Here is a 23,940-nt window from a genome sequence, read left to right as displayed (position 1 = left end):
GACCGACCGGGCCCGGGTGCCGCTCAACCGAGCAGCCCCCGGGCCCGGTCGTACAGGTCGAGCACCGCGCAGGCGACCGGCACCACCGCGACCACCAGGGCCGTGTCGGTGAGATCCGCGATCCGACCGAGGTACGGCGAGACCGGCCGGTGGGCGTACCCGGTGCCGGCCGCGGCGGCCACCAGGGCCAGCGCCGCGCCGCCGAGGACCAGCGCCAGCCGCCCGGCGTCGTCGGCCCGACCGGCCAGCACCGCACCCAGCACCGCGTAGCCGGCGAGACCGGCGAGCACCGTCGGTACGCGGTGGCGCAGCGCCACGAACAGCCGCGACCGCAGCAGCAGCACGGCCGAGGCGACCGCCACCAGCACCCGCCCGGACGTTCCGCCGGCCACCCCGAGCACACCCGCCGCCGCCACCACGAGCAGGGCGTGCCCGAGCAGCATGCCGGTGAGCATCTCCTCGGTGCGGATCACCGCCGCGTGCACGCGGCCCCGGTCCGGCAGATCCCGGACCCGCTCCGGCTCCCCGGCGGGGCCCGCGGCCGGCAGGGTGATCGGCGGCAGCGGCAGCTTGCCCAGCCGGATGGCCAGCAGCGGAACCACCCCGACGGCGAAGACCAGCGCGCTGAGCAGCACCGCCGCCGTGCCGGCCGGGGGCAGCAGCAGCCCGCCGAGCGCCGCCGCAGCGCCCACCAGACCGGCCGTGACGCCGGCCACGAAGACCCGCAGCCGGCTGGCCACCCCGAGCAGCCCGAGCAGCGCCGACAGCAGCAACGCCACCGACCCGGTCAGCAACTCGGGCGCGCCCACCCACCGCACCGGCCCGAACGGCCCGACCGGGTCGCCGGAGCCGACCGCGAGGGCGCCGGCCACGAACGCGTACGGCAGGGCATAGCCGCCGAGGGTCGCGCCGGCGGCACCGTCGCCATGGGCACGGGAGGCGACCGCGCCGGCGACGGTGAGCAGCAGCGCCACCACGGCCGCCGCCAGCCAGCCGGCCCGGTGCCCGGGGCCACCGGCGAGCAGGGCGAGCAACCCCACACCGAGGGGTACGGCGGCACCGGCCAGGGCGGCCGCACGGGTGGCTCCGGCCGACCAGGCGCCGCCCCGGCGACGGGCGCCCTCGGCGATCGCCTCGACCACGTCGTCGTACTCCAGCTCGGGCCAGTGCGCGCGGGCCGGCACCAGGTGCAGCACCTCGCCGTCGCGGACCCCCTGCGGTAGCAGCGCCTGGGCGGTCGTCAGCAGCGCGCCGTCGGTGCGGCGCAGCACCCAACCGCCGTGCTGTTCGCCGTCGTCGGCGAGGCCCTCACCGGCGTGCCGGAGCACGTCGGGCAGCAGCTCGGCCAGCGGCACCTGCTCCGGAAGGGCGACGTCCACCCGCCGTTGCGGCGCGCTGATGGTGACGCGGGCCAGCCCGGTTGTCATCGGCTGATCTCCATATCGAGGGGGATCGGAGGCTGCGCGGACGACAGGACTTTACCTACCATGAGCCAGGCTCGGGTTACCCAGCGCTGTCAGGAGGCCGAGTGTCCACCGTCGTCATCAAGCGCCCGCCCCGCCGGCCGGCGCCCGAGATCCCCGCCGGTGAGCTGCCGGTCGAGGCGCCACCGGAGATCCCGGCGGTGACCGGGGGGCGGTGGCAGCAGATGCTCATGCTGCTGCCCATGCTGGGCGGCACGGTGGCGATGGCGATGATGTTCGGCCGGGGCGGCGGCGCCTACTCGTACGTGGTGGGCGGCATGTTCGGGCTGTCCTCGCTGGCGATGCTGGTGACCTCGTGGGGCAGCGCCTCGGGCACTCCGAAGAAGTCCGAGATGATGGCCGCCCGACGGGAGTACCTGCGGCACCTGGCAACGTTGCGCCGCCGGGTCCGGCAGACCGCCGGGCGGCAGCGGGCCGGGCTCTACTACCGGCACCCCGACCCCGGCCGCCTGTGGTCGACGGTGGACAGCCACCGGGTCTGGGAACGCCGTCCCGCCGACCCGGACTTCGCGGTGGTCCGCGTCGGCGTCGGGCCGCAGACCCTGGCCACCCCGCTCGTCCCGCCGGTCACCCGGCCCTTGGAGGAGCTGGAGCCGATGACCGCCGGCGCGCTGCGTCGCTTCCTGGACGCGTACTCCGTCGTGCCGGACCTGCCGGTGGCGCTGTCGCTGCGCAGCTTCGCCCGGGTGTACGTGCGGACCGCCGGCCGGACCGGCGGCGGCCCGCCGAGCGCCGGCCCGCCGACCGGCGACGCGGCGGCACAGGCGCTGGTCCGGGCGATGCTGACCCAACTGGCCGTCTTCCACGCGCCCGACGAGCTGCTCGTCGCGATCTGCGCCGGACCGGAACGGCGGGCCGGCTGGGAGTGGGTGAAGTGGCTGCCGCACGCCCACCATCCCGGCCGCACCGACGCGCTCGGCCCGGTCCGGCTGGTCACCAGCTCCGCCGTCGAGCTGGAGCGGCTGCTGGGCGACGTGCTGGCCAGCCGGTCCCGGTTCAGTCCGGCCGGCCCGGCCACCGACGGCCCGCACGTGGTGGTGGTCCTCGACGGCGGCGACCTGACCGGCGCCACCGACCTGACCGGCGACGGCGGCATCGACGCGGTCACCGTCCTGGACCTGGACACCCCGCCGCCGCGCCTGCTCGACCGGTACGCGCTGCTGCTGGAACTGCGCGGCCGGCGGCTGCACTCGTTGTCGATCGACGGGCACGCCGAGGTGGGTACGGCCGACCAGCTCGACCCGGCCGACGCCGAGGCGGTCGCCCGGCGGTTGGCGCCGCTGCGGCTGGCCGGCGCGGCACGCGGCCCGGACGCCCCGCTCCAGGCCGAGCTGGGCCTGCCCGAACTGCTCGGCCTCGGCGACCCGGAGAGCTTCACCGCCGAGCAGGGCTGGGCGCCCCGGTCGGCACGGGACCGGCTGCGGGTGCCGATCGGGGTGGGCGTGGACGGCGGCGCCATCGAGTTGGACCTCAAGGAGTCCGCCCAGGACGGGATGGGCCCGCACGGCCTGCTCATCGGGGCCACCGGCTCGGGCAAATCCGAACTGCTCCGTACGCTGGTGCTGGGGCTGGCCGCCACGCACAGCTCCGAGCAGCTCAACTTCGTGCTCGTCGACTTCAAGGGCGGCGCCACGTTCGCGTCGTTCGACCGTCTGCCGCACACCGCCGCGGTGATCACCAACCTGGCCGACGCGCTGCCCCTGGTCGACCGGATGGTCGACGCGATCAACGGGGAGCTGGTACGTCGGCAGGAGCTGCTGCGACGCGCCGGCAACTTCTCCAGCGTGCGGGACTACGAGCGGGCGCGTGCCGCCGGCAGCCCGCTGGCCCCGCTGCCGTCGCTGCTGCTGATCTGCGACGAGTTCTCCGAACTGCTCTCGGCGAAACCCGACTTCATCGACCTGTTCGTGCAGATCGGTCGGCTGGGCCGGTCGCTCGGTGTGCATCTGCTGCTCGCCAGTCAGCGCCTGGAGGAGGGTCGGCTCCGTGGGCTCGACACTCACCTGTCGTACCGGATCGGGTTGCGCACCTTCTCCGCGTTGGAGTCCCGCACGGTGCTCGGGGTGCCGGACGCGCACGAGCTGCCCCGCTCGCCGGGCCACGGCTACCTGCGCGCCGGCACCGACCCGCTGGCCCGATTCAAGGCCGCGTACGTGTCCGGCGCGGTGCGCCGCCGGGCCGTGCCGGCGGGCGCCACCGGTGGCGGCGGCGCCCGGCTGCTCACCTTCACCACCCACGTCGTGCCGGTGCCCGAGCCGGCCACACCCGCCCTGCCCATGGTGGCCGAGGACGAGAGCGGGCAGGAGACACTGCTCGACCTGCTGGTCGACCGGCTCGTCGGGCAGGGCCCACCCGCCCACCAGGTGTGGCTTCCGCCGCTCGGCGAGCCACCGGCCCTGGACGAGCTACTCGGGCCGGTCGAGGTGGACCCGACGCGCGGGCTCGTCGTGGGCAACCCGGAGCTGCACGGCGCGCTCGGGGTGCCGGTGGCCGTCGTGGACCGGCCGTTGGAGCAGCGCCGCGACCTGCTGTGGCTGGCGTTGGACGGCGCCGCCGGGCACATCGCGGTGGTCGGCGCGCCACAGAGCGGCAAGTCCACCGTGCTGCGCACGCTGATCTGCGCGCTTGCGCTCACCCACACCCCGACCGAGGTGCAGGTCTACTGTCTCGACTTCGGTGGTGGCGGGTTGGCCGCCGTCCGCGACCTGCCGCACGTGGGCGGGGTGACCGGGCGGGCCGACCCGACCGCGGTACGACGCACCGTCGGCGAGATGACGACCCTGCTGGCCGACCGGGAACGCCGCTTCGCGGAGTTGGGCGTGGAGTCGATGGCCGCGTACCGGCAGCGCCGTGCGGCGGCGGGGACGGCTGGCCAGCCGGGCGCCGACCCGTTCGGCGACGTGTTCCTGGTTATCGACGGCTGGAGCACCGTCCGTGGCGAGTACGACGACTTGGAGCCGCTGGTCACCGACCTCGCCACCCGGGGCCTGTCGTACGGGGTGCACGTCGTCGCCACCGCGCTGCGCTGGCTGGACTTCCGTCCGGCGATCCGGGATCTGTTCGGCTCCCGGCTGGAGTTGCGTCTCGGCGACCCGGCCGACTCGCTGGTGGCCCGGCGGGCAGCCGCGAACGTGCCGGAGCGCCCCGGCCGGGGGGTGACCGCGGAGAGCCTGCACTTCCTCACCGCACTGCCCCGCCTCGCCGCCGGCGGGGACACCGCCGACCTGGTCAAGGGGGTAGCCGAGGGGTGGAATGGCAAGGCGGCACCCCGGGTGCGGCTGCTCCCGCCGGTGCTGTCGTACGCCGATCTGGATCTCACCGCGACGACCGGGCTGCGGCTGCCGATCGGCATCGCCGAGGCGGACCTGCGCCCGGTGGTGCTCGACTTCGCCACCGAGCCGCACTTCGTGGTCTTCGGCGACGCGGAGTGCGGCAAGTCGTCGTTCCTCCGCGCGCTGGCCACCTCGATCGTCACCCGGTTCACTCCGGAACAGGCCCGGGTGATCCTGGTCGACTACCGGCGCAGCCTGCTCGGCGCCATCGAGACGCCCCACCTGATCGGGTACGGCACCGCGGCGGCGCACACCGCCGACCTGGTCGAGTCGGCCGCCGGCTACCTGGAGCGGCGTGCCCCCGGCCCGGAGGTCACCCCGCAGCAGTTGCGCGACCGGTCCTGGTGGTCCGGACCGGAGCTGTTCGTTCTGGTCGACGACTACGACCTGGTGGCGGCCGGGCCGGCGAACCCGTTGCGGGGGCTGGAGGAGCATCTGCCGCACGCCCGGGACGTGGGGTTGCACCTGGTGCTGGCCCGCCGTTCGGGTGGTGCGGGCCGGGCCCAGTACGAGCCGATGATCCAGCGGCTGCGGGAGCTGTCCACCGCCGGTCTGGTGATGGCCGGCAGCCCGGACGAGGGCGCGCTGGTCGGGCCGGTCCGGCCCGGCCCGCTGCCGCCGGGCCGTGGTCGGTTGGTCACCCGTCGAGAGGGTGTACGCCTCGTGCAGCTCGCTCAACTGCCGCCACCGTGACCTGTTCCCCCCGGTTCTTCCCGTGACGGGTGGGGAAACCGGTAATCTCCGATCGTCATGGTTCCGTCGGGATGAATGGCTGGGGATGTGACTGGGGTTCGGCACAGCGGTCCGGCAGCGGCCCGGCAGGCGCTTCTCGGCTTGGCGGCGGTGCTCGCCGTGGCGGCCCCGACCGCAGCCGCCGTCCCCGTCGCCGTGCCCACCACCGGTGGTCAGCTGGCCGGCGCGCCGTTGGCGGTGGCCCCCGGCGACAGCGTGAGCCGCACCGACCAGGTCCGCGACGAGCAGTGGCAGCTCGACGAGTTGCGGGCCGAGACGGCGTGGCGCAGTTCGACCGGCCGAGGCGTGACGGTGGCGGTGATCGACTCCGGAGTGGACGCGAACCATCCGGACCTCGTCGGGCAGGTGTTGCCCGGCAAGGACCTGGTGGGCGTCGCCGGTGGCGCCGGACCGGACCCGGTGGGGCACGGCACCACCGTCGCCGGCCTGATCGCCGGACGCAAGGACGACAAGCGGGGCGTCGTCGGCCTGGCACCGGATGCCCGGATCCTTCCGGTGCGGGTGCTCGACGAGCGGAACCGGTACGACGACGCCCTGATCGTCGCGCAGGGCGTGCGCTGGGCGGTCGACCACGGTGCCCGCGTGATCAACCTGTCGCTGGGCGGTAGCGGTGACAGCCCGGCGCTGGCCGCGGCCCTGGACTACGCGTTCGCCCGGGACGTGGTGGTGGTCGCCTGCACCGGCAACCTGGCCACCTCCACCGACCTGAAGGTCTGGTATCCGGCCCGGGAGCCGGGCGTGATCGCGGTGTCCGGCCTGGAACGCAACAGCGACAACCTGTGGTCCGGGTCGATCACCGGCCGGGCGACGGCGCTCGCCGCCCCCGCCAACGGTCTCGTTGGCGCGCGTCCTCCCAGCGGGTACTGGCGGGTGCAGGGCACCAGCTTCGCCGCACCGCTGGTGGCCGCCACCGCCGCGCTGGTCCGGTCGCGTTACCCGCAGATGTCCGCGGGTGAGGTGGTCAACCGGCTGCTGGTCACCGCCCGGGACATCGGCCCGACCGGCCGTGACGACCGCTTCGGGTACGGGGTGGTGGACCCGGTCGCCGCGCTGACCGCGCAGGTGCCGCCGGTGACCGCCAACCCGTTGGACGACCAGACGTCGCCGGGTGTGGTCGGCTTCGGTCCGGCTCCCGGCTCCGCCGACGACAACCCGGTGGCCGGCGCGGGCACCGACCCGCTCGGGCTCACCGCCCCCCGCCACCAGACCCGCTGGACGGCCCGCCCGGCGGGCGCACCGGCCGATTCGGCACCCGAACAGTTGTGGGTCGGCGCGGTGCTCTTCGTCGCCCTGGTGACGGGTACGGCGCTGATGGTGCGCCGGTTCCGGCAACGGGTCCGCTGATCCCGGGCTCGCACCGGCAGGGCTGAGCGGGCCGCAAGTGGGGTAGAACGGTCGCCATGAGCACGTCCGGCCCGCACACCGTCGCCCCCGCCCGCCCGTCCTGGCAGCGCCGCCGCCTCGACCCGGATCACGCGCTGGGGTTGCGGCTGACCCTGGCGGTGACGGCGGCGTTCCTGGTGCTGGTGCCGTTCTCGCTACTCGCGTTGCTGGTGCTCGGGGCGTGGGCGCCGCTGCACCGGCTGGACATGTCGGTGACCGACGCGCTGCACGGCTACGCGCTCGACCACCCCGCCTGGGTCGTGCTGATGCGGGTCTGGACCGAGGTGTTCGCACCCCTGCCGTTACGGGCCGCCGCCCTGCTCCTGGTGATCTGGCTGCTCCGCCGGGGAGCCCGCCGGCTGGCCGTCTGGACCGTCACGACCCTGGTGGTCGGTGGCCTGATGGGCCCGTTGCTCAAGCTGCTCGTCGGCCGGGACCGGCCGGAGCTGCTCGACCCGGTGGCCCGGGCCGCCGGCTACTCGTTCCCCTCCGGGCACGCGCTGAACGCGACCCTGGCGGCGGGGGTGCTGTTGTTGGTGCTCCTGCCGTACGCCGGGCGGGGGGTGTGGCGGGTCGTGCTGTGGGTCGTCGCCGTGCTGCTCACCGTGGTGACCGGGTTGAGCAGGGTGGCACTGGGTGTGCACTTCACCAGCGACGTGGTCGGCGGCTGGCTGCTCGGCGCGGCGGTGGTCGCGGCGACCGCCGCCGCGTTCACCAGCTGGCGGGCGCACACCGGCCTCCGACCGGTCCGGCCGGCCCGGGAGGGCATCGCTCCCGAGGTCGATCGGCATCCGGACGAGACCTGAGGCGTGCCGACGACGCCGGGCGGGTATTGGCCGGCTCATGTCCGACACCGTGGTCCAGATCGTCCGGCGGGTGCTGCTGCCGGTGTCCCTCCTGCTCGGCCTCATGGTGCTGCTGGGGGTGCTCGTCACCCGGGTGTTCGCCCGGACCTGGCCGTTCACCGTGGAGGACGCGGTGAACCGGGAGCTCGCCGGCGACCGCACCGCCGGCTGGAACGACGTCTCGCTGGTGTTCAGCACCCTGGCCAGCACCCAGATGATCGTCGTGGTCACCGTGCTGGTGGCGCTGGCGCTGCGACTCTGGCTGAAGCGCTGGCGGGAACCGCTGTTCCTGTGCGCGGCGGTGACCGCCCAGGCGCTGGTGTTCCTGCTGACCACGCTGGCGATCGACCGGCAGCGGCCCGCCGTGGAGCATATGGACGTCTCGCCACCCACGTCGAGTTTCCCGTCCGGGCACACCTCGGCGGCGGTGGCGCTCTACGTCGGTATCGCCGTGCTGATGGCACTGCGGGCGCGGAGCACCGGGGCGAAGGTCGCCTGGTGGACCCTGCTGCTGGTGGTGCCGCTGGGTGTGGCGCTGACCCGCATGTACCGGGGGATGCACCACCCGAGCGACGTGCTGGCGTCCTTCCTCAACGGCGGCACCTGCGTCGCGATCATGGCGCGCGCGGTGCTGGACCGGGGACTGCGGTGGGGACGGGCGCAGCTGCCAACCGGGCGGCCCGCCGTCTCGGCCCGGAGCTGACCCGGCGCGACGCTCAGGTGCACTCGCCGGTGCCGACGCCCCGGGTGCGCTCGGCGCCGGCCAGCGCCACCGGGCGGGCCTCCGCGGCGGTCACCGCGAAGCCGGTGTTGGGGTCGTCGGCAGCCGCCGCGAAGATGACGCCGAGCACCAGCCCGTTGGACGAGACCAGCGGGCCGCCGGAGTTGCCGCTGCGGACCAGCGCCCGGATCGTGTAGATCTCCCGGGTGACGTCACCGGAGGAGTAGATGTCCGGCCCGGTGATCCGGTCGACGTCGCGTACCCGCGCCGACTGCGCGTTGTACGGGCCGTCGAGGGGGAAGCCGAGCACGATCGCGTCGGCGCCGCTGCCCGCGTTGCCGGCCGCGAAGCGCAGCGACGGGCCGGGCATCCCCGGCACGTGCAGCACGGCCAGGTCGCGGTCCGGGTCGTACACCACCACCTGGCCGTCGTACCGCTTGCCGCCCAGCTCCACGGACACCGAACGGGTGCCGGCCACCACGTGCGCGTTGGTCATCACCCGGTCGTCGGCGTACACGAAACCGGAGCCCTCGATGCGACGCGAACAGCTCGGCGCGGAGCCCAGCACCTTGACCACCGACCGCTGGCCGTTGACCACGACCTGCGAGCCGGCCAACGCCGGATCCGGTGGCTCGACCTGCCGGGCCCGGGTGGGCGCGAGGTCACCGAAGACGTCCGGGAAGCCGTTGGTGTCGACGGTGTCCCGCAGCGCGGTGGAGAGCTGCTGTGCCTGGTCCGGGAGCACCCGGTCCACCACCGTGATGAGCGCGCTGTTGCGCACCGAGGCGGCCAGCCAGGGCAACGAGGACGACCCGAGCGGCACCGCGACGAGCCACGCGACCAGTAGCACCGCGAACAGCGAGACGAACGCCCCGCCGACGTCGTCGACCCGCTTACCCACCTCACTGGTGATCGTCTTACGCAGGTGTGAGCCGAGCCAGCCGGCCAACGCCTGACCGAGCGCGGCCAGCCCGAAGACCGCCACCAGCGAGATCAGCACCCGGATGCCGCTGTCCACGAATTGTCGCGCCAGCAGCGGCCCCAGTTGAAGGCCCAGCAGAGCGCCCAGGAAGAAGCCGGAGAACGACAGGATTCCGATGACGAAGCCCTGGCGGTATCCGCTGATCGCGAACACGAGCATGAGCAGCAACAGGACGAGATCCACGGCGGACACGGCTCAAGCGTACGGGCAGGACGCCCGCGAGATGACCATCGCTTGCGGAAGGTGACCGCGCGATCAGCGCAGGGCCGTCTCGTCGATCTCGTCGGTGCCGGCCGAGGGTGCCGGGGTCGCCCCGGTCGGGGGCAGCTCCACCACCCGGCCGTGCGGCCACGGACGCGCCCAGCCGCCCATTTCCAGCAGGGTCGCCAGCACCCCGGCGGTGAAACCCCAGACGAGCATCCCGCGCGCCGAGAACGCCGGCCCGATCCACCCGCTCGGGTGGCGGACCCGCAGCCGGTTCGCCGGGTCGACCAGTTCGCGGACCGGCAGTCGCGCCACGTGCGCCACCTCGGCGGGCTCCCGGGGATGCACCGGGTGTGGGTCGTGCCACCAGGCCAGTACGGGAGTGACCACGAAGTCGCTGACCGGGATCCACAGTTTCGGCAGCTCGGCGAGCACGGTCACGCTGGACGGGTCGAGGCCGACCTCCTCGTTCGCCTCGCGCAGCGCGGTCGCGCGGACGTCGGCGTCCTCCGGGTCGGCGGCGCCACCGGGGAAGGCCGGCTGCCCGGCGTGGTTGCGCAGGGTGGCGGCGCGTTGCAGGACGAGCACGTCCGGGCCGATGCCGGGTTGTTCACCGAGCAGCACCAGCACGGCGCTCTCCCGGCCGCCCTCGGCCGGTGTGGTGAGCCGGGTGAAGTCCTCGACGCGGGCGGTGCCCAGCCGGGTCAGCAGCGGCTCGATCCAGTCGGGTGGTTGGCGGGTCACGCCGACACCACCAGGCCCAGGTGCTGGCGGACGAGCTTGGCGAGCTGGGCGTCGTCGAGGGCCCCGGTGGCGTCGATGTGCCGGATCCGGCCCTGCGCGTCGACGAAGAGGGTCAGCGGGAAGGCGTTGCGCTTCAACTCCCGTTGCAGCGCGTCGCCCTGGTCGACCAGGATCGGGAACCGTACGCCGAAGTCCTCACCGATCGACTGGGCGCCGCCCCGGCTGTCGCGGGTGTTCACCCCGACCACCTGGAGGTGGCCGGCGGTCCGCTCGCTGAGCCGTTGGAAGGCGGGCAGTTCCTTGCGGCACGGCCCGCACCAGGACGCCCACACGTTGATCACGGCTGGCCCGGCCACGTCCCGCAGAGCGACGGGTGCACCGCCGGTGAAGCAGGCGAAGGTCAGCTCCGGCAGCACCTGCCCGCTGCCGGGTGCCGCCGTGGCGCTGACGGACGGGGCGGGGGACCCGGCCGTGGGTGGCGTGCCCAGTGCGGCGCAGTCCCGGAACGGCGACGGGCGTTCGGTGACCGCCTGCCTCGGTGCGGGGTCGTCGGCCGTGCCCGCGGTGCAGCCACCGACGATCAGCGCCAGCGGCAGGACGAGCAGGGCGAGGCGGCGCTTCGCGGCATGTGCGGGCTGCCGGTTCACGGCACCTCCGCGGCGACCGCCTGGGCCGGCACCAGCTCCGGGTCGACCCCGGCGGCCACCGCGAGGTCACGTGCCCGGGGGCCCTTGAGCAGCTTGGCGGCGGCCGTCGGGTCGGTGGGGCCGGTGCCGTACGAGGGGCAGAGCTTCGCGAGCGTGCACGCGCCGCAGGCGGGCTTGCGGGCGTGGCAGACCCGCCGCCCGTGGAAGATGATCCGGTGCGACAGCATGGTCCAGTCGCGCTTGTCGTACAGCGCGCCGATCGCGTGCTCGATCTTGACCGGGTCGGTCTCGGTGGTCAGCCGCCACCGGTGGACCAGCCGCTGGAAGTGCGTGTCGACGGTGATGCCCGGGACGTCGAAGGCGTTGCCCAGGATCACGTTGGCGGTCTTGCGGCCGATCCCGGGGAGCGTCACCAGGTCGACGAGCCGCCCCGGGACCCTGCCGTCGTACCGGTCGAGGAGGGCCTGCCCGAGCTTGAGCAGCGAGTCGGTCTTGTTGCGGTAGAAGCCGGTGGGCCGGATCAGCTCCTCCATCTCGCCCCGGTCGGCCCCGGCGTACGCGGCTGCGGTCGGGTAGCGGGCGAAGAGCTTGGGGGTGACCTCGTTGACCTTCTTGTCCGTGCACTGGGCGGAGAGGATGGTGGCGACGGCCAGCTCCAGTGCGTTGGAGTGGTCCAGTTCACAGTGTGCGTCGGGGTGCGTCTCGGCCAGCACCCGGCCGATCTTGCGGGCACGACGTTTGCGCCCGAGGTCGGTCTCGCTGGCACCGGGTGGGCTACTGGTCACGACGGTCAGCCTACGTCGCGCCCCGGACGTTCCCCCGCGGGTCAACCGCCGGTCGGCGCAGTGATCTTGCCCTGCCCGTCGAAGCGGGCGGGACGCGAGGGGGGCGGGGGTGTACATCGCCCGCGACCCTACCGGGCCGTAACGCGCCGACGAGGGCCGATCGGTCGAATGTTCAGCTGGTCAGCCGCTCCGACCACGGAACCACCGGCCGGTCACCGCCGGCGAGCACCGCCGCGTGCACCGCGCGGGCCAGCGGGGCACCCCAGGTCGAGCGCGGCCCCCCGTAGGTGGCCTCCGGCCCGTCCACCGGGCAGAGCACGGTGACCGAGTCGGTCGGGGTGCCGGTGCCCGGCAACCCCAGCTCCATGATCGCCTGGGTCTTCGCCTCGGTCGCGGTGGCCACCGCGTTGACCAGTGCCGAGTCGGCCAGCCGGGCCGGCACGTACACCACGATGTTGACCGTGCCGACCCGCTGCGCGAGCGCCGACGGAGCCGGCGCCGCGGCGGGCATCGGGATGCCGAGGCCGACCGTCGCCCAGGCCCGCACGCCGGTGTCGATGCGGTCCACCACCTCGGTCACGTCCACGCCGGTCAGCAGACCCACCCCGGGCCCGTCGAGGGCCAGGTCCGCGGCGAGCGCGGCCAGGTGGGCGGCCGGGTCGTCCCGGTCGTACGACATCGGCACGGTCGCGTTCACGATCCAGCGCCGGACACCGATTCCACCGCCGAGCGGGCCGCTGCTGACCGCCCGCAGGGGCGTGTCGGCATGCCAGACGAGCAGTGGGATGTCCCGCCCGTCCTCGGCGCGACTGGTCAGAGTTGGCTCGCTCAGCACGTCGGGCAGGTTACGCCTACCGATCAAGATTCCAGGGCCGACCTCTGATTCGTGCTCACGTGCGCCTAGACTTGGCGGCGCGCGAGGGGATCAGCGGACGGCGGCCCCGGCCGACGGACGGCACGCGCAACCGGAGGTGCGCGATGGATGAGGTACTGGCCCGCAGCGGGATCTTCCAGGGTGTTGACCCGGAAGCTGCCGAGGCGCTCGCCAAGGAGATGGAGACGATCGAGGTCCGCAAGGGCGAGGTCGTCTTCAATGAGGGCGAGCCCGGTGACAGTCTCTATATCCTGCTGTCCGGGAAGATCAAGGTTGGTCGCCGCGCCGCGGACGGCCGACAGAACCTGATCGCGGTGATGGGCCCGTCGGACATGGTCGGTGAGCTGTCGCTCTTCGACCCGGGTCCGCGTACGGCGACCGCCACCGCGGTGACCGACACCCGGCTCGTACGACTGCGCAAGCAGGCGCTGCGGCCGTGGCTGAACAACCGCCCGGAGATCGCCGAGCAGCTGCTGCGGGTGCTGGCCCGGCGACTGCGTCGGACCAACGACTCGCTCGCCGACCTGATCTTCACGGACGTGCCGGGCCGGGTCGCGAAGAACCTGCTCCAGATGGCCGGCCGGTTCGGCACCCGCGACGGCGGCGTGCTGCGGGTGACCCACGACCTCACTCAGGAGGAGATCGCCCAGCTCGTCGGCGCCTCTCGGGAGACGGTCAACAAGGCGCTGGCCGACTTCGCCTCGCGCGGTTGGCTGCGTCTGGACGGCAAGAGCATCATCATCCTGGACCCGGAGCGCCTGGCCCGCCGCGCCCGCGTCTGAGCGGTACGTCCCGTCCCCGCCCCTCGTCACCGACGGGAGGCGGGGACGGTTTCGTCTGCCCGCCGCAGAATCGCTGGTTCGTGGCGGCCCCCGGCGGCAAGGGTGGGGCGATGACGAACAGCGTTGCCGTGCTCTCCGACATCCATGGCGTACTGCCCGCGCTGGAGGCCGTGCTGGCCGAGCCGGACGTCGCCGCCGCCGACCTGATCGTGCTGACCGGCGACATCGCTGCCGGCCCGCAGCCGGTCGAGGTGCTCGACGTGCTCGCCGACCTCGGTGACCGGGTCTGCTGGGTGGGCGGAAACTGCGAACGTGAGCTGGTCGAGGCACGCTCTGGCCGACCGGCGTCGATCGAGGTGTCGAACTGGGCCGCCGGGCAGCTGCGCGAGGATCAGGTGGCCCGGCTGGCCGCGCTCCCGCCGACGGTGACCGTGGAGATCGACGGCCTCGGGCCGACGCTGTTCTGCCACGCGACGCCCCGCGACGACGAGGAGGTCGTGCTCGTCGACTCCCGGATGGCGCGCTGGGCGGAGGTGTTCGGAGGGCTTCCGGCGGAGATTTCCACCGTGGTCTGCGGCCACACGCACATGCCCTTCACCCGGCTGGTCGATCGACGCCTGGTGGTCAACCCGGGCAGCATCGGCATGCCGTACGGGGGCGCGGGGGCGTGGTGGGCACTGCTCGGGCCGGGCGTGCAGCTGCGCCGCACCGCCTTCGACGTGGACGCGGCCTGCGCCCGGGTAGCCGCGGAGTCCACCTTCCCCGACGCCGCCGTCTGGGCCGACGAGTACCTGCGCTCCCAACACAGCGACGCCGACGCGCTGGCCGTCTTCGGCCTACGCGACGGCCGCTGACCCACCCTGCGGCGCCACACTTACTGAGCAGCAGCTGGGCCATGGGTCAGGGTGCCTTTGGAGTTGATGCGCTCAACGACATCACTGGAAAAAGTCAGTCTTGACTGTTTGTTTCGTAGGCCGCAGGCTGTTCCCGTGTCCGCCGCATCGACGCGTGTCCCTCAGCAGGAGCGCAGCCGCGCCACCCAGGCCCGGCTGCTGGAGGCGACCGTCGACTGCCTGATCGAGCACGGCTGGTCCGGCACCACCACCACGGTCGTCGCCGCCCGGGCCGGAGTGTCGCGCGGCGCTCAGCTGCACCACTACCCGACGAAGGCCGCGCTCGTGACGGCCGCCGTGGCCCATCTGGCCGAACGGCGGGCCGACGAGCTGCGCACCGAGGCCGAGGCCCTGCCGGCCGGCCCGCAACGGCTGGACCGGGTGGTCGACCTGCTCGGTGCGGCGTTCACCGGGCCGCTGTTCGTGGCCGCGCTCGAACTCTGGGTCGCCGCCCGCACGGATCGGGAGCTTCGGGACGCCCTCGTGCCGCTGGAGGCGACCGTCGGCCGGGAGATGCACCGCCTCACCGTTGCCCTGCTCGGCGTCGACGAGCGCCGACCCGGCGTCCGCGAGGCGGTGCAGGCCACCCTCGACCTGCTGCGCGGGCTCGGGGTGGCCAACCTGCTCAGCGACGACTCGGCCCGCCGCGCCGCCCTGCTCACCACCTGGAAACGGCAGCTCGCCACCCTGCTCACGCCCTGACCGCCGGCCGCACCGGCCCCCACCCACCGGAGGCACCATGGTCGACCTCACCGACCTGCTCACGGACCTGGCCGACGAGTCCGCCCACCTGGACGCCCTGGTGGCACCATTACCCGCGAGCGACTGGACACGGCCGACCCCCGCACCGGGCTGGAGCATCGGGCACCAGATCGCCCACCTCGCCTGGACCGACCACGTGGCGCTGCTGGCCGCCACCGATCCCGAGGCGTTCTACGCGACGGTGACCGAGGCGCCGGACGTGACCCGACTCGTTGACCACGGCGCCGAGGCGTTCCTCGCGCCACCGGCCGAGCTGCTCGCCCGCTGGCGCGCCGGTCGGGCGGCACTGGCCGACGCCCTGGCCGCCGTCCCGGCCGGCGCGAAACTGCCCTGGTACGGCACCCGCATGTCGGCCACCTCGATGGCGACCGCCCGGATGATGGAGACCTGGGCGCACGGCGAGGACGTGGGCGACGCCCTCGGTGTCGTCCGCCCCGCCAGCGACCGGCTCCGGCACGTGGCGCACCTGGGCGTGCGTACCCTCGGGCACGGTTTCGCCGCCCACGGCCGTCCGGTACCGACGACGCCGATCCGGGTCGAGCTGGCCGAGCCCGGCGGCGACACCTGGGCCTGGGGTCCGGCGGACGCCGCCGAGCGGCTGAGCGGCCCCGCCCTCGACTTCTGCCTCCTGGTCACCCAGCGCCGCCACCGCGCGGACCTCGCCCTGCTCGCCAGCGGCCCGGTCGCCGAGGAGTGGCTCGACGTGGCGCAGGCCTTCGCCGGGCCGCCGGGTAGCGGCCGGGAGCCGGTCAGCGGGAACGGAGCACCGGCGTGATCCGCATCGGCAACGCGTCCGGCTTCTACGGCGACCGGTTCACCGCCTGGCAGGAGATGCTCGACGGTGGCGAACTCGACGTCCTGACCGGCGACTACCTCGCCGAGTTGACCATGCTGATCCTCGGCCGGGACCGGCTGCGCGACCCCGGCCTCGGCTACGCGAAGACGTTCCTGCGTCAACTGGAGACCTGCCTCGGCACCGCCCTCGACCGGGGGGTCCGGATCGTGACCAACGCCGGCGGGTTGAACCCCGCCGGCCTGGCCACGGCCATCGAGACTCTCGCCACCCGGCTGGGCCTGCCGGCCCGGATCGGATACGTCGAGGGTGACGCCATCTCGCGGCCGGACGCGTTGACCGCGAACGCCTACCTGGGCGCGTTCGGGATCGCCGCCTGCCTCGACGGTGGGGCGGACGTGGTGGTCACCGGCCGGGTCACCGACGCCTCGCTGGTCGTCGGCCCGGCCATCGCCCGGTACGGGTGGGGCCGCGACGACCTCGACGAGTTGGCCGGGGCGACCGTCGCGGGGCACCTCATCGAATGCGGCGCGCAGGTCACCGGCGGCAACTTCAGCTTCTTCACCGAACTGCCCGACGGCGGGCACCGCCCCGGCTTCCCGATCGCCGAGGTGTACGCGGACGGTTCCACCGTGCTCACCAAACATCCGGGCACCGGTGGCGCGGTCACCGTGGAGACCGTCACCGCCCAACTGCTCTACGAGGTCGGCGGGCCCGCCTACCTCGGGCCGGACGTGACCACCCGGCCGGATACGGTGAGGCTGCGCCCCGACGGGCCGGACCGGGTCCGGGTCTCCGGTGCCCGGGGCACGCCACCACCGCCCACGCTCAAGGTGGGCGTCAACAACCTCGGCGGCTTCCGCAACTCGATGACGTTCGTCCTCTGCGGACTCGACATCGACGCGAAGGCGGCGCTGGTCCGGGGGCAGATCGAGGAGTCGGTGGGCAAGGACGGGCTGGAGTTCACGCTGGCCCGGACCGACCACCCGGACGCCGCCGACACCGAGGCCGCGAGCGCGCTGCTGCACGTACACCTGCGTGACAGTGACCGGACGCGGGCCGGGCGGGCCTTCTCGGCCGCCGCCGTGGAGCTGGCGCTCGCCTCGTACCCGGGTTGCACGCTGACCACCCTGCCGGGCGACGCGACACCGTACGGCGTCTTCACCGCAGACGAGGTGCCGCAGGACGGGGTCGACCACGTCGCGGTGCTGCCCGGCGGCGCGCGGGTGCCGATCGCCCCGCCGATCCGTACCGCACCCGCGTCGCCGGACGGGACGACCTCGGGCGGCGACGCGCCGGTCGACGGTCCGAGCCGGCGCGGAGCACTCGGTGAGCTGGTCGGCGCGCGCTCCGGCGACAAGGGCGGCGACGCCAACCTGGGTGTCTGGGCGCGCTCCGACGCCGGGTACGCGTGGCTGCGCGCCTGGTTGACCGTCGAGCGGCTGGCCGAACTGCTGCCGGAGACCGCGCCGCTGTCGGTGCGGCGCTACGAGCTGCCGAACCTGCGCGCGGTCAACTTCGTGATCGAGGGCCTGCTCGGGGCGGGGGTGGCCGCGTCCACCCGGTTCGACCCGCAGGCCAAGGCGCTCGGTGAGCTGCTGCGTGCCCGGATCGTCGACCTGCCGGCCGACCTGCCGACGGGAGCGGCCCGATGACCCTCGTGGACACCCCGGATCGGCGGCAGCTGCGCGAGCTGACCCGTTCGTTCGTGACCCGGGAGGTGTTGCCGCACCTGGACGACTGGGAGCGGGCCGGCGAGGTACCCCGTGCCCTGCACGCGACCGCCGCGAAGCTCGGCCTGCTCGGCATCGGTTTCCCCGAGTCGGTCGGCGGCAGCGGCGGGGATCTGCTCGACTCGATCATCGTGACCGAGGAGCTGATCCGCTCCGGCGGCTCGTCCGGGCTGGTCGCAGCGCTGTTCACGCACGGCATCGCGTTGCCGCACATGGTGGCGGCGGCCGGTGCCCGCACCGGTGGCTCGCTCGGCGGCCGGCTCGGCGCGACCTCGCCGCCCGCCGATGACGGCCTCATCGAGCGGTACGTCCGGCCCACCCTCGCCGGCACGATGATCGGTGCCCTGGCGATCACCGAGCCGGACGGCGGTTCGGACGTGGCCGGCATCCGCACCACGGCCCGCCGCGACGGCGACCACTACGTGGTGAACGGGTCGAAGACCTACATCACCAGCGGGCACCGGGCGGACTTCGTGACGACGGCGGTGTGCACCGACTTCCCCGGCAGCGGTGAACTGACCCTGCTGATCATCGACAAGGGGTCGCCCGGGTTCACCGTGGGACGCCGGTTGGAGAAGCTGGGCTGGCACTGCTCGGACACGGCCGAGCTGTCCTTCGCCGACGTGCGGGTGCCGGTGACCAACCGGATCGGCGCGGAGAACACCGGCTTCCTGGCGATCATGCAGCACTTCGCGGCGGAGCGGCTCTCGCTGGCGACCCAGGCGTACGCGACCGCGCAGCGCTGCGTCGAGCTGGCCGTGCGCTGGTGCCGGGACCGGGAGACCTTCGGACGTCCACTGGCGAGCCGGCAGTTGATCCGGCACCGGTTGGCCGAGATGCACACGCGGGCCGAGGCGGCCCGGTCGTACGTGCACGAGGTCGCCGCTCGGGTGGCTGCCGGCGAGCCGGTGGTGACCGAGGTGGCGATGGCCAAGAACGTGGCGGTGGCCGCCTGCGACCACGTCGTCGACCAGGCGCTGCAGCTGCACGGCGGCTTCGGCTACCTGCGCGACGCCGAGGTGGAGCGGCACTACCGGGACGCCCGGATCCTCGGGATCGGCGGCGGCACCACCGAGATCATGAACGAGATCATCGCAAAAGGCATGGGCCTGTGAGCGCGAGGAGTGAGCCGGTCTTGCGAGCCCCGCAGTCGCGAATCGAGGATGCACCGTGACGATCCTGGACAGCGCGATCGACCCGGCCACGCCCGGATACCTGGCGAACCGGGCGGCGCTGCTGGAGCGACTGACCGAGCTGGACGCCGCGTTGGACCAGGCGCGGGCGGGCGGCGGCGACAAGTACGTGTCCCGGCACCACGCCCGCGGCAAGCTGCTCCCCCGGGAGCGGATCGAGCTGCTGGTCGACGCGGACAGTCCGTTCCTGGAGCTGTCGCCGGTCGCCGCGTACGGCACGGACTTCCCGGTGGGGGCCAGCGTGGTCACCGGCATCGGTGTGGTCGAGGGCGTGGAGTGCCTGATCGTCGCCAACGACCCGACGGTACGCGGCGGCGCGGTCAACCCCTGGTCCCTGGCGAAGACCCGACGGGCCGGTGAGATCGCCCTGGCCAACCGGCTGCCCATGGTCAACCTGGTCGAGTCGGCGGGGGCGGACCTGCCCACCCAGGCGGAGATCTTCATCCCGGGTGGTCGGGTGTTCCGGGACCTGACCCGGCTCTCGGCGGCCGGCATCCCCACGGTCAGCGTGGTCTTCGGCAACGCCACGGCCGGCGGCGCGTACGTGCCGGGGATGTCCGACCACGTGATCATGATTCGGGACCGGTCGCAGGTCTACCTGGCCGGGCCGCCGCTGGTGAAGATGGCCACCGGCGAGATCACCGACGACGAGTCGCTGGGCGGCGCGGCGATGCACGCCGGCACGTCCGGGCTCGCCGACTACCTGGCCGCCGACGAGCGCGACGGCATCCGGCTGGCCCGGCAGTGCGTACGCCGGCTCAACTGGCGCAAGCACGGTCCGCCACCACGCACGGCGGTGCCGGAGCCGCCGAAGTACGACCCGGAGGAGCTGCTCGGCATCGTCAGCTCCGATCTGAAGGTGCCGTTCGACCCGCGTGCGGTGCTGGCCCGGATCCTGGACGGCAGCGACTTCGACGAGTTCAAACCGGCGTACGGGGACGCGCTGGTCACCGGCTGGGGCGAGCTGCACGGCTGGCCGATCGGTGTGCTGGCCAACGCCCGCGGGGTGCTGTTCAGCGCGGAGGCGCAGAAGGCGGCCCAGTTCATCCAGCTCGCCAACGCCTCCGACACTCCGCTGATCTTCCTGCAGAACACCACCGGCTACATGGTCGGCACCGAGTACGAGCAGCGCGGCATCACCAAGCACGGCGCCCTGATGATCAACGCGGTGTCGAACTCGACGGTGCCGCACCTGACGGTGAACCTGGGTGCCTCGTACGGTGCCGGCAACTACGGGATGTGCGGCCGGGCGTACGAGCCGAGGTTCCTGTTCACCTGGCCGAACGCGAAGTCGGCGGTGATGGGCCCGGCGCAGCTCGCCGGTGTGCTGTCGATCGTGGCCCGGCAGGCGGCCGCCGCCCGTGGACGGGACTACGACGAGGAGTCCGACGCGGCGATGCGGATGATGGTCGAGCAGCAGATCGAGTCGCAGTCCGGCGCGCTCTTCCTCTCCGGCCGGCTCTACGACGACGGGGTGATCGACCCCCGGGACACCCGTACCGTCCTCGGGCTCTGCCTCTCGGCGATCCACAACGGACCGGTGAGGGGCGCCGACGGTTTCGGCGTCTTCCGGATGTGAGCGGGCTCCCCGTGAGCGCGAGGAACGCAGCGAAGCGGAGTACCGAGGTCGCGAACGAAAGGCAGGCGCGGTGATCACCAGACTTCTCGTCGCCAACCGGGGCGAGATCGCCCGTCGGATCTTCGCCACCTGCCGGGCCCTCGGCATCACCACCATCGCGGTGTACTCCGACGCGGACGCGAACGCGCCGTTCGTCGCCGAGGCCGACCTGGCCGTACACCTGCCCGGGAACACACCCGCCGAGACGTACCTGGACATGGTGCAGCTCCTGCGCGCGGCCCGCCGGTCCGGCGCGGACGCCGTGCACCCCGGCTACGGATTCCTCGCCGAGAACGCCGAGTTCGCGGCGCGGGTCACCGACGACGCCGGGCTGACCTGGGTCGGCCCTCCGGCGAAGGTGATCGCCGCGATGGGCGACAAGATGGCCGCCAAGGCGCTGCTCGCCGACGCGGGCGTGCCGATGCTGCCCACGTGGACCGACGCCGACCAGGTGGCCGACTACCCCGTGCTGGTCAAGGCCACCGCCGGTGGCGGCGGCCGGGGCATGCGGGTGGTCCGCGACCAGGACGGTCTCGCCGAGGCCGTCGCCTCCGCGCGCCGCGAGGCGGCCGCGGCGTTCGGCGACGGCACGGTCTTCATCGAGCGGTACGTCGAGCGCGGCCGGCACGTCGAGGTGCAGATCTTCGGTGACACCCACGGCACGGTGGTGGCCCTCGGGGCGCGCGACTGCTCGATCCAGCGCCGGCACCAGAAGATCGTCGAGGAGGCTCCGGCGGTCCTGGCTCCGGAGTTGCGGGACCGGCTGCACGCGGCGGCGGTGGCCGCCGGTCGGGCCGTCGAGTACGTGGGCGCCGGCACTGTGGAGTTCCTGCTCGCCCCCGACGGCCAGTTCCACTTCCTGGAGATGAACACCCGTCTCCAGGTCGAGCACCCGGTCACCGAGGCGGTCACCGGGCTGGACCTGGTCCGGCTGCAACTGCTGGTCGCCGAGGGCGAGCCGCTACCGCTCACGACGACTCCGCCGGCCGACGGCCACGCGATCGAGGTACGGCTCTGCGCCGAGGATCCGGCCCAGAACTTCCGTCCGGTCACCGGCACCCTGCACCGGTTCGCCATCCCCGGGTTGACCGGCGAGTTCACGCCGACCAAGGGTCTGCGCCTGGATTCCGGCGTGCTGGACGGCTCGACGGTGAGCGTGCACTACGACTCGATGCTGGCCAAGCTGATCGCGTGGGCGCCCACCCGCGCCGAGGCGGCCCGGGCGTTGGCCGGCGCGCTCGCGCGGGCCGAACTGCACGGTGTGGCCACCAACCGGGATCTGCTGGTGCGGGTGCTGCGCAGCCCCGAGTTCGGCGCGCTGGAGGTCGACACCGGCTTCCTCGACCGACATGCGGAGGTGTTCGCCCCGCTGCTGCCCGCCGACCTGCTGCCGGTGGCGGCGCTGGCCGCCGCGCTCGCCTCGGCCGCCGCGCGGCGGGCGACCGCCCCCGTGCTCGCCGGGCTCCCCTCCGGTTGGCGCAACGTGCCGGCGTTCCCCCAGGTGGCCCGGTACGTCGACCGGGCCGGGCAGGAGATCGAGGTCCGCTACCGGTTGGACCGCGACGGCAGCCTCGCCGAGTGGTCGACGGATCCGGCCGGTGAGATCCCGGCCCGGCTGGAGGAGGCCACCCCGGACCGGGTGGTGCTGACCGTGCTGGACAGCCGTTGGCAGTTGCGCGTACACCGGATGGGGTCGGAGGTCTTCGTGGACGGCCCGGCGGGGGCGGCGAGCCTCACCGAGCTGCCCCGTCTCCCGCTACCCACGGTGGAGCTGGCGGCCGGGTCGCTGCTCGCGCCGCTGCCCGGCGCGGTGACCCGGGTGCACGTCGGGGTCGGCCAGCGCGTCTCGGCCGGCGATCCACTGCTCACCCTGGAAGCGATGAAGCTGGAACATCCCGTGCTCGCCCCGACCGACGGCGTCGTCGCGGAACTGCCGGTGCCGGTCGGCGGCCAGGTGGACACCGGAGCCGTGCTGGCCGTGGTCAACCCCGAGGAGGACCCCCGATGACCTTCGACCTCACCCCCGAGCAGGACCAGCTTCGCGACGCCGTGCGGGCGTTGGGCCGGCGCTACGGCCACGGCTACTTCGTCGAGAAGGCGAAGGCCGGCGAACACACCACCGAGCTGTGGGCCGAGGCGGGACGGCTCGGCTACCTGGGGGTCAACATCCCCACCGAGTACGGCGGCGGGGGCGGCGGCATCACCGAGCTGGCCATCGTGTGCGAGGAGTTGGCCGCGGCTGGCTGCCCGCTGCTGCTGCTGGTGGTGTCCCCCGCCATCGCGGCCACCGTACTCAACCGGCACGGCACCGAGGAGCAGCGCAAACGGCATCTTCCCGGCCTCGCCGACGGGTCGCAGAAGATCGCTTTCGCGATCACCGAACCGGAGGCCGGCTCGAACTTCCACCGCCTCGGCACGGTGGCCCGCCGCGACGGTGACGGCTGGCTGCTCAATGGCCGCAAGTGCTACATCTCGGGGGTCGACGAGGCCGGTCACGTGCTGGTGGTGGCCCGTGTCGCCGTCGATGACGGCCCAGCCGGCTCAGGGGACGCGTCTCCGCAGAGGCTGAAGCCCGCGCTGTTCCTGGTGCCGACCGACGCGGCCGGACTGACCCGCTCCAAGCTGGACATGGAGATCGTGTCCCCGGAGAACCAGTTCCTGCTCTACCTCGACGACGTGCGGGTGCCCGTCGACGCGCTGGTCGGCGAGTCGCTGGACGCCGGACTGCCGGCGCTCTTCGCCGGGTTGAACCCGGAGCGGATCACGGTCGCCGCGATGGGTGCCGGCACCGGCCGGTACGCCATCGAGCGGGCCAGCGAGTACACCGCCACCCGCAAGGTCTGGGGTGGCCGCAGCATCGGCTCACATCAGGGCGTCTCGCATCCCCTCGCCCACGCGGCGGTGCAGGTCGAGCTGGCCCGCCTCATGATTCAGAAGGCGGCCACCCTGTACGACGCCGGCCGGGACCTGGAGGCCGGGGTGGCCGGCAACATGGCCAAGTACGCCGCCGGGGAGGCCGCCGCGCTCGCCGTGGACACCGCCGTGCAGGCCCTCGGCGGGGCGGGCATGACCACCGAGTACGGGGTGGCCACCCTGCTCGGCGCGGTGCGCGCCGGCCGGATCGCCCCGGTCAGCCGGGAGATGATCCTCAACTTCGTCGCCCAGCACGTCCTCGGCCAGGACAAGTCCTATTGAGCTACGAGCTATACCGTCGCTTATGCACGGCGTCACTGATCATGGCAGCGGTGGCGGTCGAATCGTCGTGCTCCCAGACAGCAATCAGAAGCCAGCCAGCGTTCGCCAACGCCTCAGCATTCGGCGAGTTCAGGCGGTCGTAGCATTTGATCTTGGTGGGTCGGTGGGACAGGATTCCCGCTGTGCGCAACATGTTGACCTTGACCGATCGTGAGGA

At 73.4% G+C, this 23,940-nt stretch carries 19 protein-coding genes and 1 pseudogene; 13 read left to right on the top strand and 7 right to left on the bottom strand.

Features of this window, described 5'->3' with window-relative positions; all coding sequences use genetic code 11:
- Positions 1–23: 23 nt before the first annotated feature.
- Positions 24–1,427, bottom strand: coding sequence for a type VII secretion integral membrane protein EccD (gene eccD, locus AB0H52_RS20370; protein ID WP_151488056.1), 1,404 nt, complete (start codon positions 1,425–1,427; stop codon positions 24–26).
- Between the two features lie 101 nt (positions 1,428–1,528).
- On the opposite strand from eccD, the gene eccCa reads away from it, so the two are divergent.
- From eccCa to AB0H52_RS20350, 4 genes are all read left to right on the top strand, one after another.
- Positions 1,529–5,509 (top strand): type VII secretion protein EccCa, encoded by a 3,981-nt coding sequence (gene eccCa, locus AB0H52_RS20365; RefSeq protein WP_151488055.1) that lies wholly within the window; start codon positions 1,529–1,531, stop codon positions 5,507–5,509.
- A gap of 75 nt (positions 5,510–5,584) precedes the next feature.
- A complete protein-coding gene (mycP, locus tag AB0H52_RS20360) occupies positions 5,585–6,913 on the top strand; it encodes a type VII secretion-associated serine protease mycosin (protein ID WP_357949248.1) in 1,329 nt (442 codons plus the stop codon).
- Between the two features lie 56 nt (positions 6,914–6,969).
- Positions 6,970–7,758: a phosphatase PAP2 family protein gene (locus AB0H52_RS20355; protein WP_151488053.1), complete on the top strand. Its 789-nt coding sequence runs from the start codon at positions 6,970–6,972 to the stop codon at positions 7,756–7,758.
- 37 nt (positions 7,759–7,795) lie between these two features.
- Positions 7,796–8,500, top strand: coding sequence for a phosphatase PAP2 family protein (locus AB0H52_RS20350; RefSeq protein WP_151488052.1), 705 nt, complete (start codon positions 7,796–7,798; stop codon positions 8,498–8,500).
- A 13-nt stretch (positions 8,501–8,513) separates the two neighbouring features.
- Here the strand turns inward: AB0H52_RS20350 and AB0H52_RS20345 are convergent, their stop codons facing one another.
- The 5 genes from AB0H52_RS20345 to AB0H52_RS20325 form a co-directional block, all read right to left on the bottom strand.
- On the bottom strand, positions 8,514–9,692 hold the full coding sequence (locus AB0H52_RS20345) for a MarP family serine protease (protein ID WP_151488051.1): 1,179 nt from the start codon (positions 9,690–9,692) through the stop codon (positions 8,514–8,516).
- 63 nt (positions 9,693–9,755) lie between these two features.
- Positions 9,756–10,448 (bottom strand): CoA pyrophosphatase, encoded by a 693-nt coding sequence (locus tag AB0H52_RS20340; protein WP_151488050.1) that lies wholly within the window; start codon positions 10,446–10,448, stop codon positions 9,756–9,758.
- Positions 10,445–11,095 (bottom strand): TlpA disulfide reductase family protein, encoded by a 651-nt coding sequence (locus tag AB0H52_RS20335; RefSeq protein ID WP_151488049.1) that lies wholly within the window; start codon positions 11,093–11,095, stop codon positions 10,445–10,447. Before AB0H52_RS20335 ends, AB0H52_RS20340 begins: the two co-directional genes overlap by 4 nt.
- Positions 11,092–11,880 (bottom strand): endonuclease III, encoded by a 789-nt coding sequence (nth, locus tag AB0H52_RS20330; protein WP_347403782.1) that lies wholly within the window; start codon positions 11,878–11,880, stop codon positions 11,092–11,094. Before nth ends, AB0H52_RS20335 begins: the two co-directional genes overlap by 4 nt.
- Positions 11,881–12,052: 172 nt before the next feature.
- Positions 12,053–12,715, bottom strand: coding sequence for an adenosylcobinamide amidohydrolase (locus tag AB0H52_RS20325; RefSeq protein WP_151488047.1), 663 nt, complete (start codon positions 12,713–12,715; stop codon positions 12,053–12,055).
- 143 nt (positions 12,716–12,858) lie between these two features.
- On the opposite strand from AB0H52_RS20325, the gene AB0H52_RS20320 reads away from it, so the two are divergent.
- From AB0H52_RS20320 to AB0H52_RS20280, 9 genes are all read left to right on the top strand, one after another.
- A complete protein-coding gene (locus AB0H52_RS20320; protein WP_007073398.1) occupies positions 12,859–13,536 on the top strand; it encodes a Crp/Fnr family transcriptional regulator in 678 nt (225 codons plus the stop codon).
- 110 nt (positions 13,537–13,646) lie between these two features.
- On the top strand, positions 13,647–14,390 hold the full coding sequence (locus AB0H52_RS20315; protein ID WP_151488046.1) for a metallophosphoesterase family protein: 744 nt from the start codon (positions 13,647–13,649) through the stop codon (positions 14,388–14,390).
- Positions 14,391–14,525: 135 nt separating this feature from the next.
- Positions 14,526–15,131, top strand: a complete 606-nt coding sequence (locus tag AB0H52_RS20310; protein WP_151488045.1) for a TetR/AcrR family transcriptional regulator — start codon at positions 14,526–14,528, stop codon at positions 15,129–15,131.
- A 37-nt stretch (positions 15,132–15,168) separates the two neighbouring features.
- Positions 15,169–15,966 (top strand): TIGR03084 family metal-binding protein, encoded by a 798-nt coding sequence (locus AB0H52_RS20305; protein ID WP_357949240.1) that lies wholly within the window; start codon positions 15,169–15,171, stop codon positions 15,964–15,966.
- A complete protein-coding gene (locus AB0H52_RS20300) occupies positions 15,963–17,639 on the top strand; it encodes an acyclic terpene utilization AtuA family protein (protein WP_357949237.1) in 1,677 nt (558 codons plus the stop codon). Before AB0H52_RS20305 ends, AB0H52_RS20300 begins: the two co-directional genes overlap by 4 nt.
- Positions 17,636–18,832, top strand: a complete 1,197-nt coding sequence (locus tag AB0H52_RS20295; RefSeq protein ID WP_357949234.1) for an acyl-CoA dehydrogenase family protein — start codon at positions 17,636–17,638, stop codon at positions 18,830–18,832. Before AB0H52_RS20300 ends, AB0H52_RS20295 begins: the two co-directional genes overlap by 4 nt.
- A 55-nt stretch (positions 18,833–18,887) precedes the next feature.
- Entirely contained in the window at positions 18,888–20,489 is a 1,602-nt protein-coding gene (locus AB0H52_RS20290; protein WP_151488041.1) for a carboxyl transferase domain-containing protein, read from the top strand.
- Between the two features lie 70 nt (positions 20,490–20,559).
- Positions 20,560–22,536, top strand: coding sequence for a biotin carboxylase N-terminal domain-containing protein (locus tag AB0H52_RS20285; protein WP_357949231.1), 1,977 nt, complete (start codon positions 20,560–20,562; stop codon positions 22,534–22,536).
- Entirely contained in the window at positions 22,533–23,723 is a 1,191-nt protein-coding gene (locus AB0H52_RS20280) for an acyl-CoA dehydrogenase (protein WP_357949228.1), read from the top strand. Before AB0H52_RS20285 ends, AB0H52_RS20280 begins: the two co-directional genes overlap by 4 nt.
- 1 nt (position 23,724) lies before the next feature.
- On the opposite strand, the pseudogene AB0H52_RS20275 reads toward AB0H52_RS20280, so the two are convergent.
- A pseudogene (locus tag AB0H52_RS20275) lies at positions 23,725–23,940 on the bottom strand (hypothetical protein); the annotation flags it as partial.

The organism is Micromonospora sp. NPDC050695, from assembly GCF_040654415.1.
GTDB lineage: Bacteria > Actinomycetota > Actinomycetes > Mycobacteriales > Micromonosporaceae > Micromonospora.
This window is presented reverse-complemented; position numbering and strand designations above follow the sequence as displayed.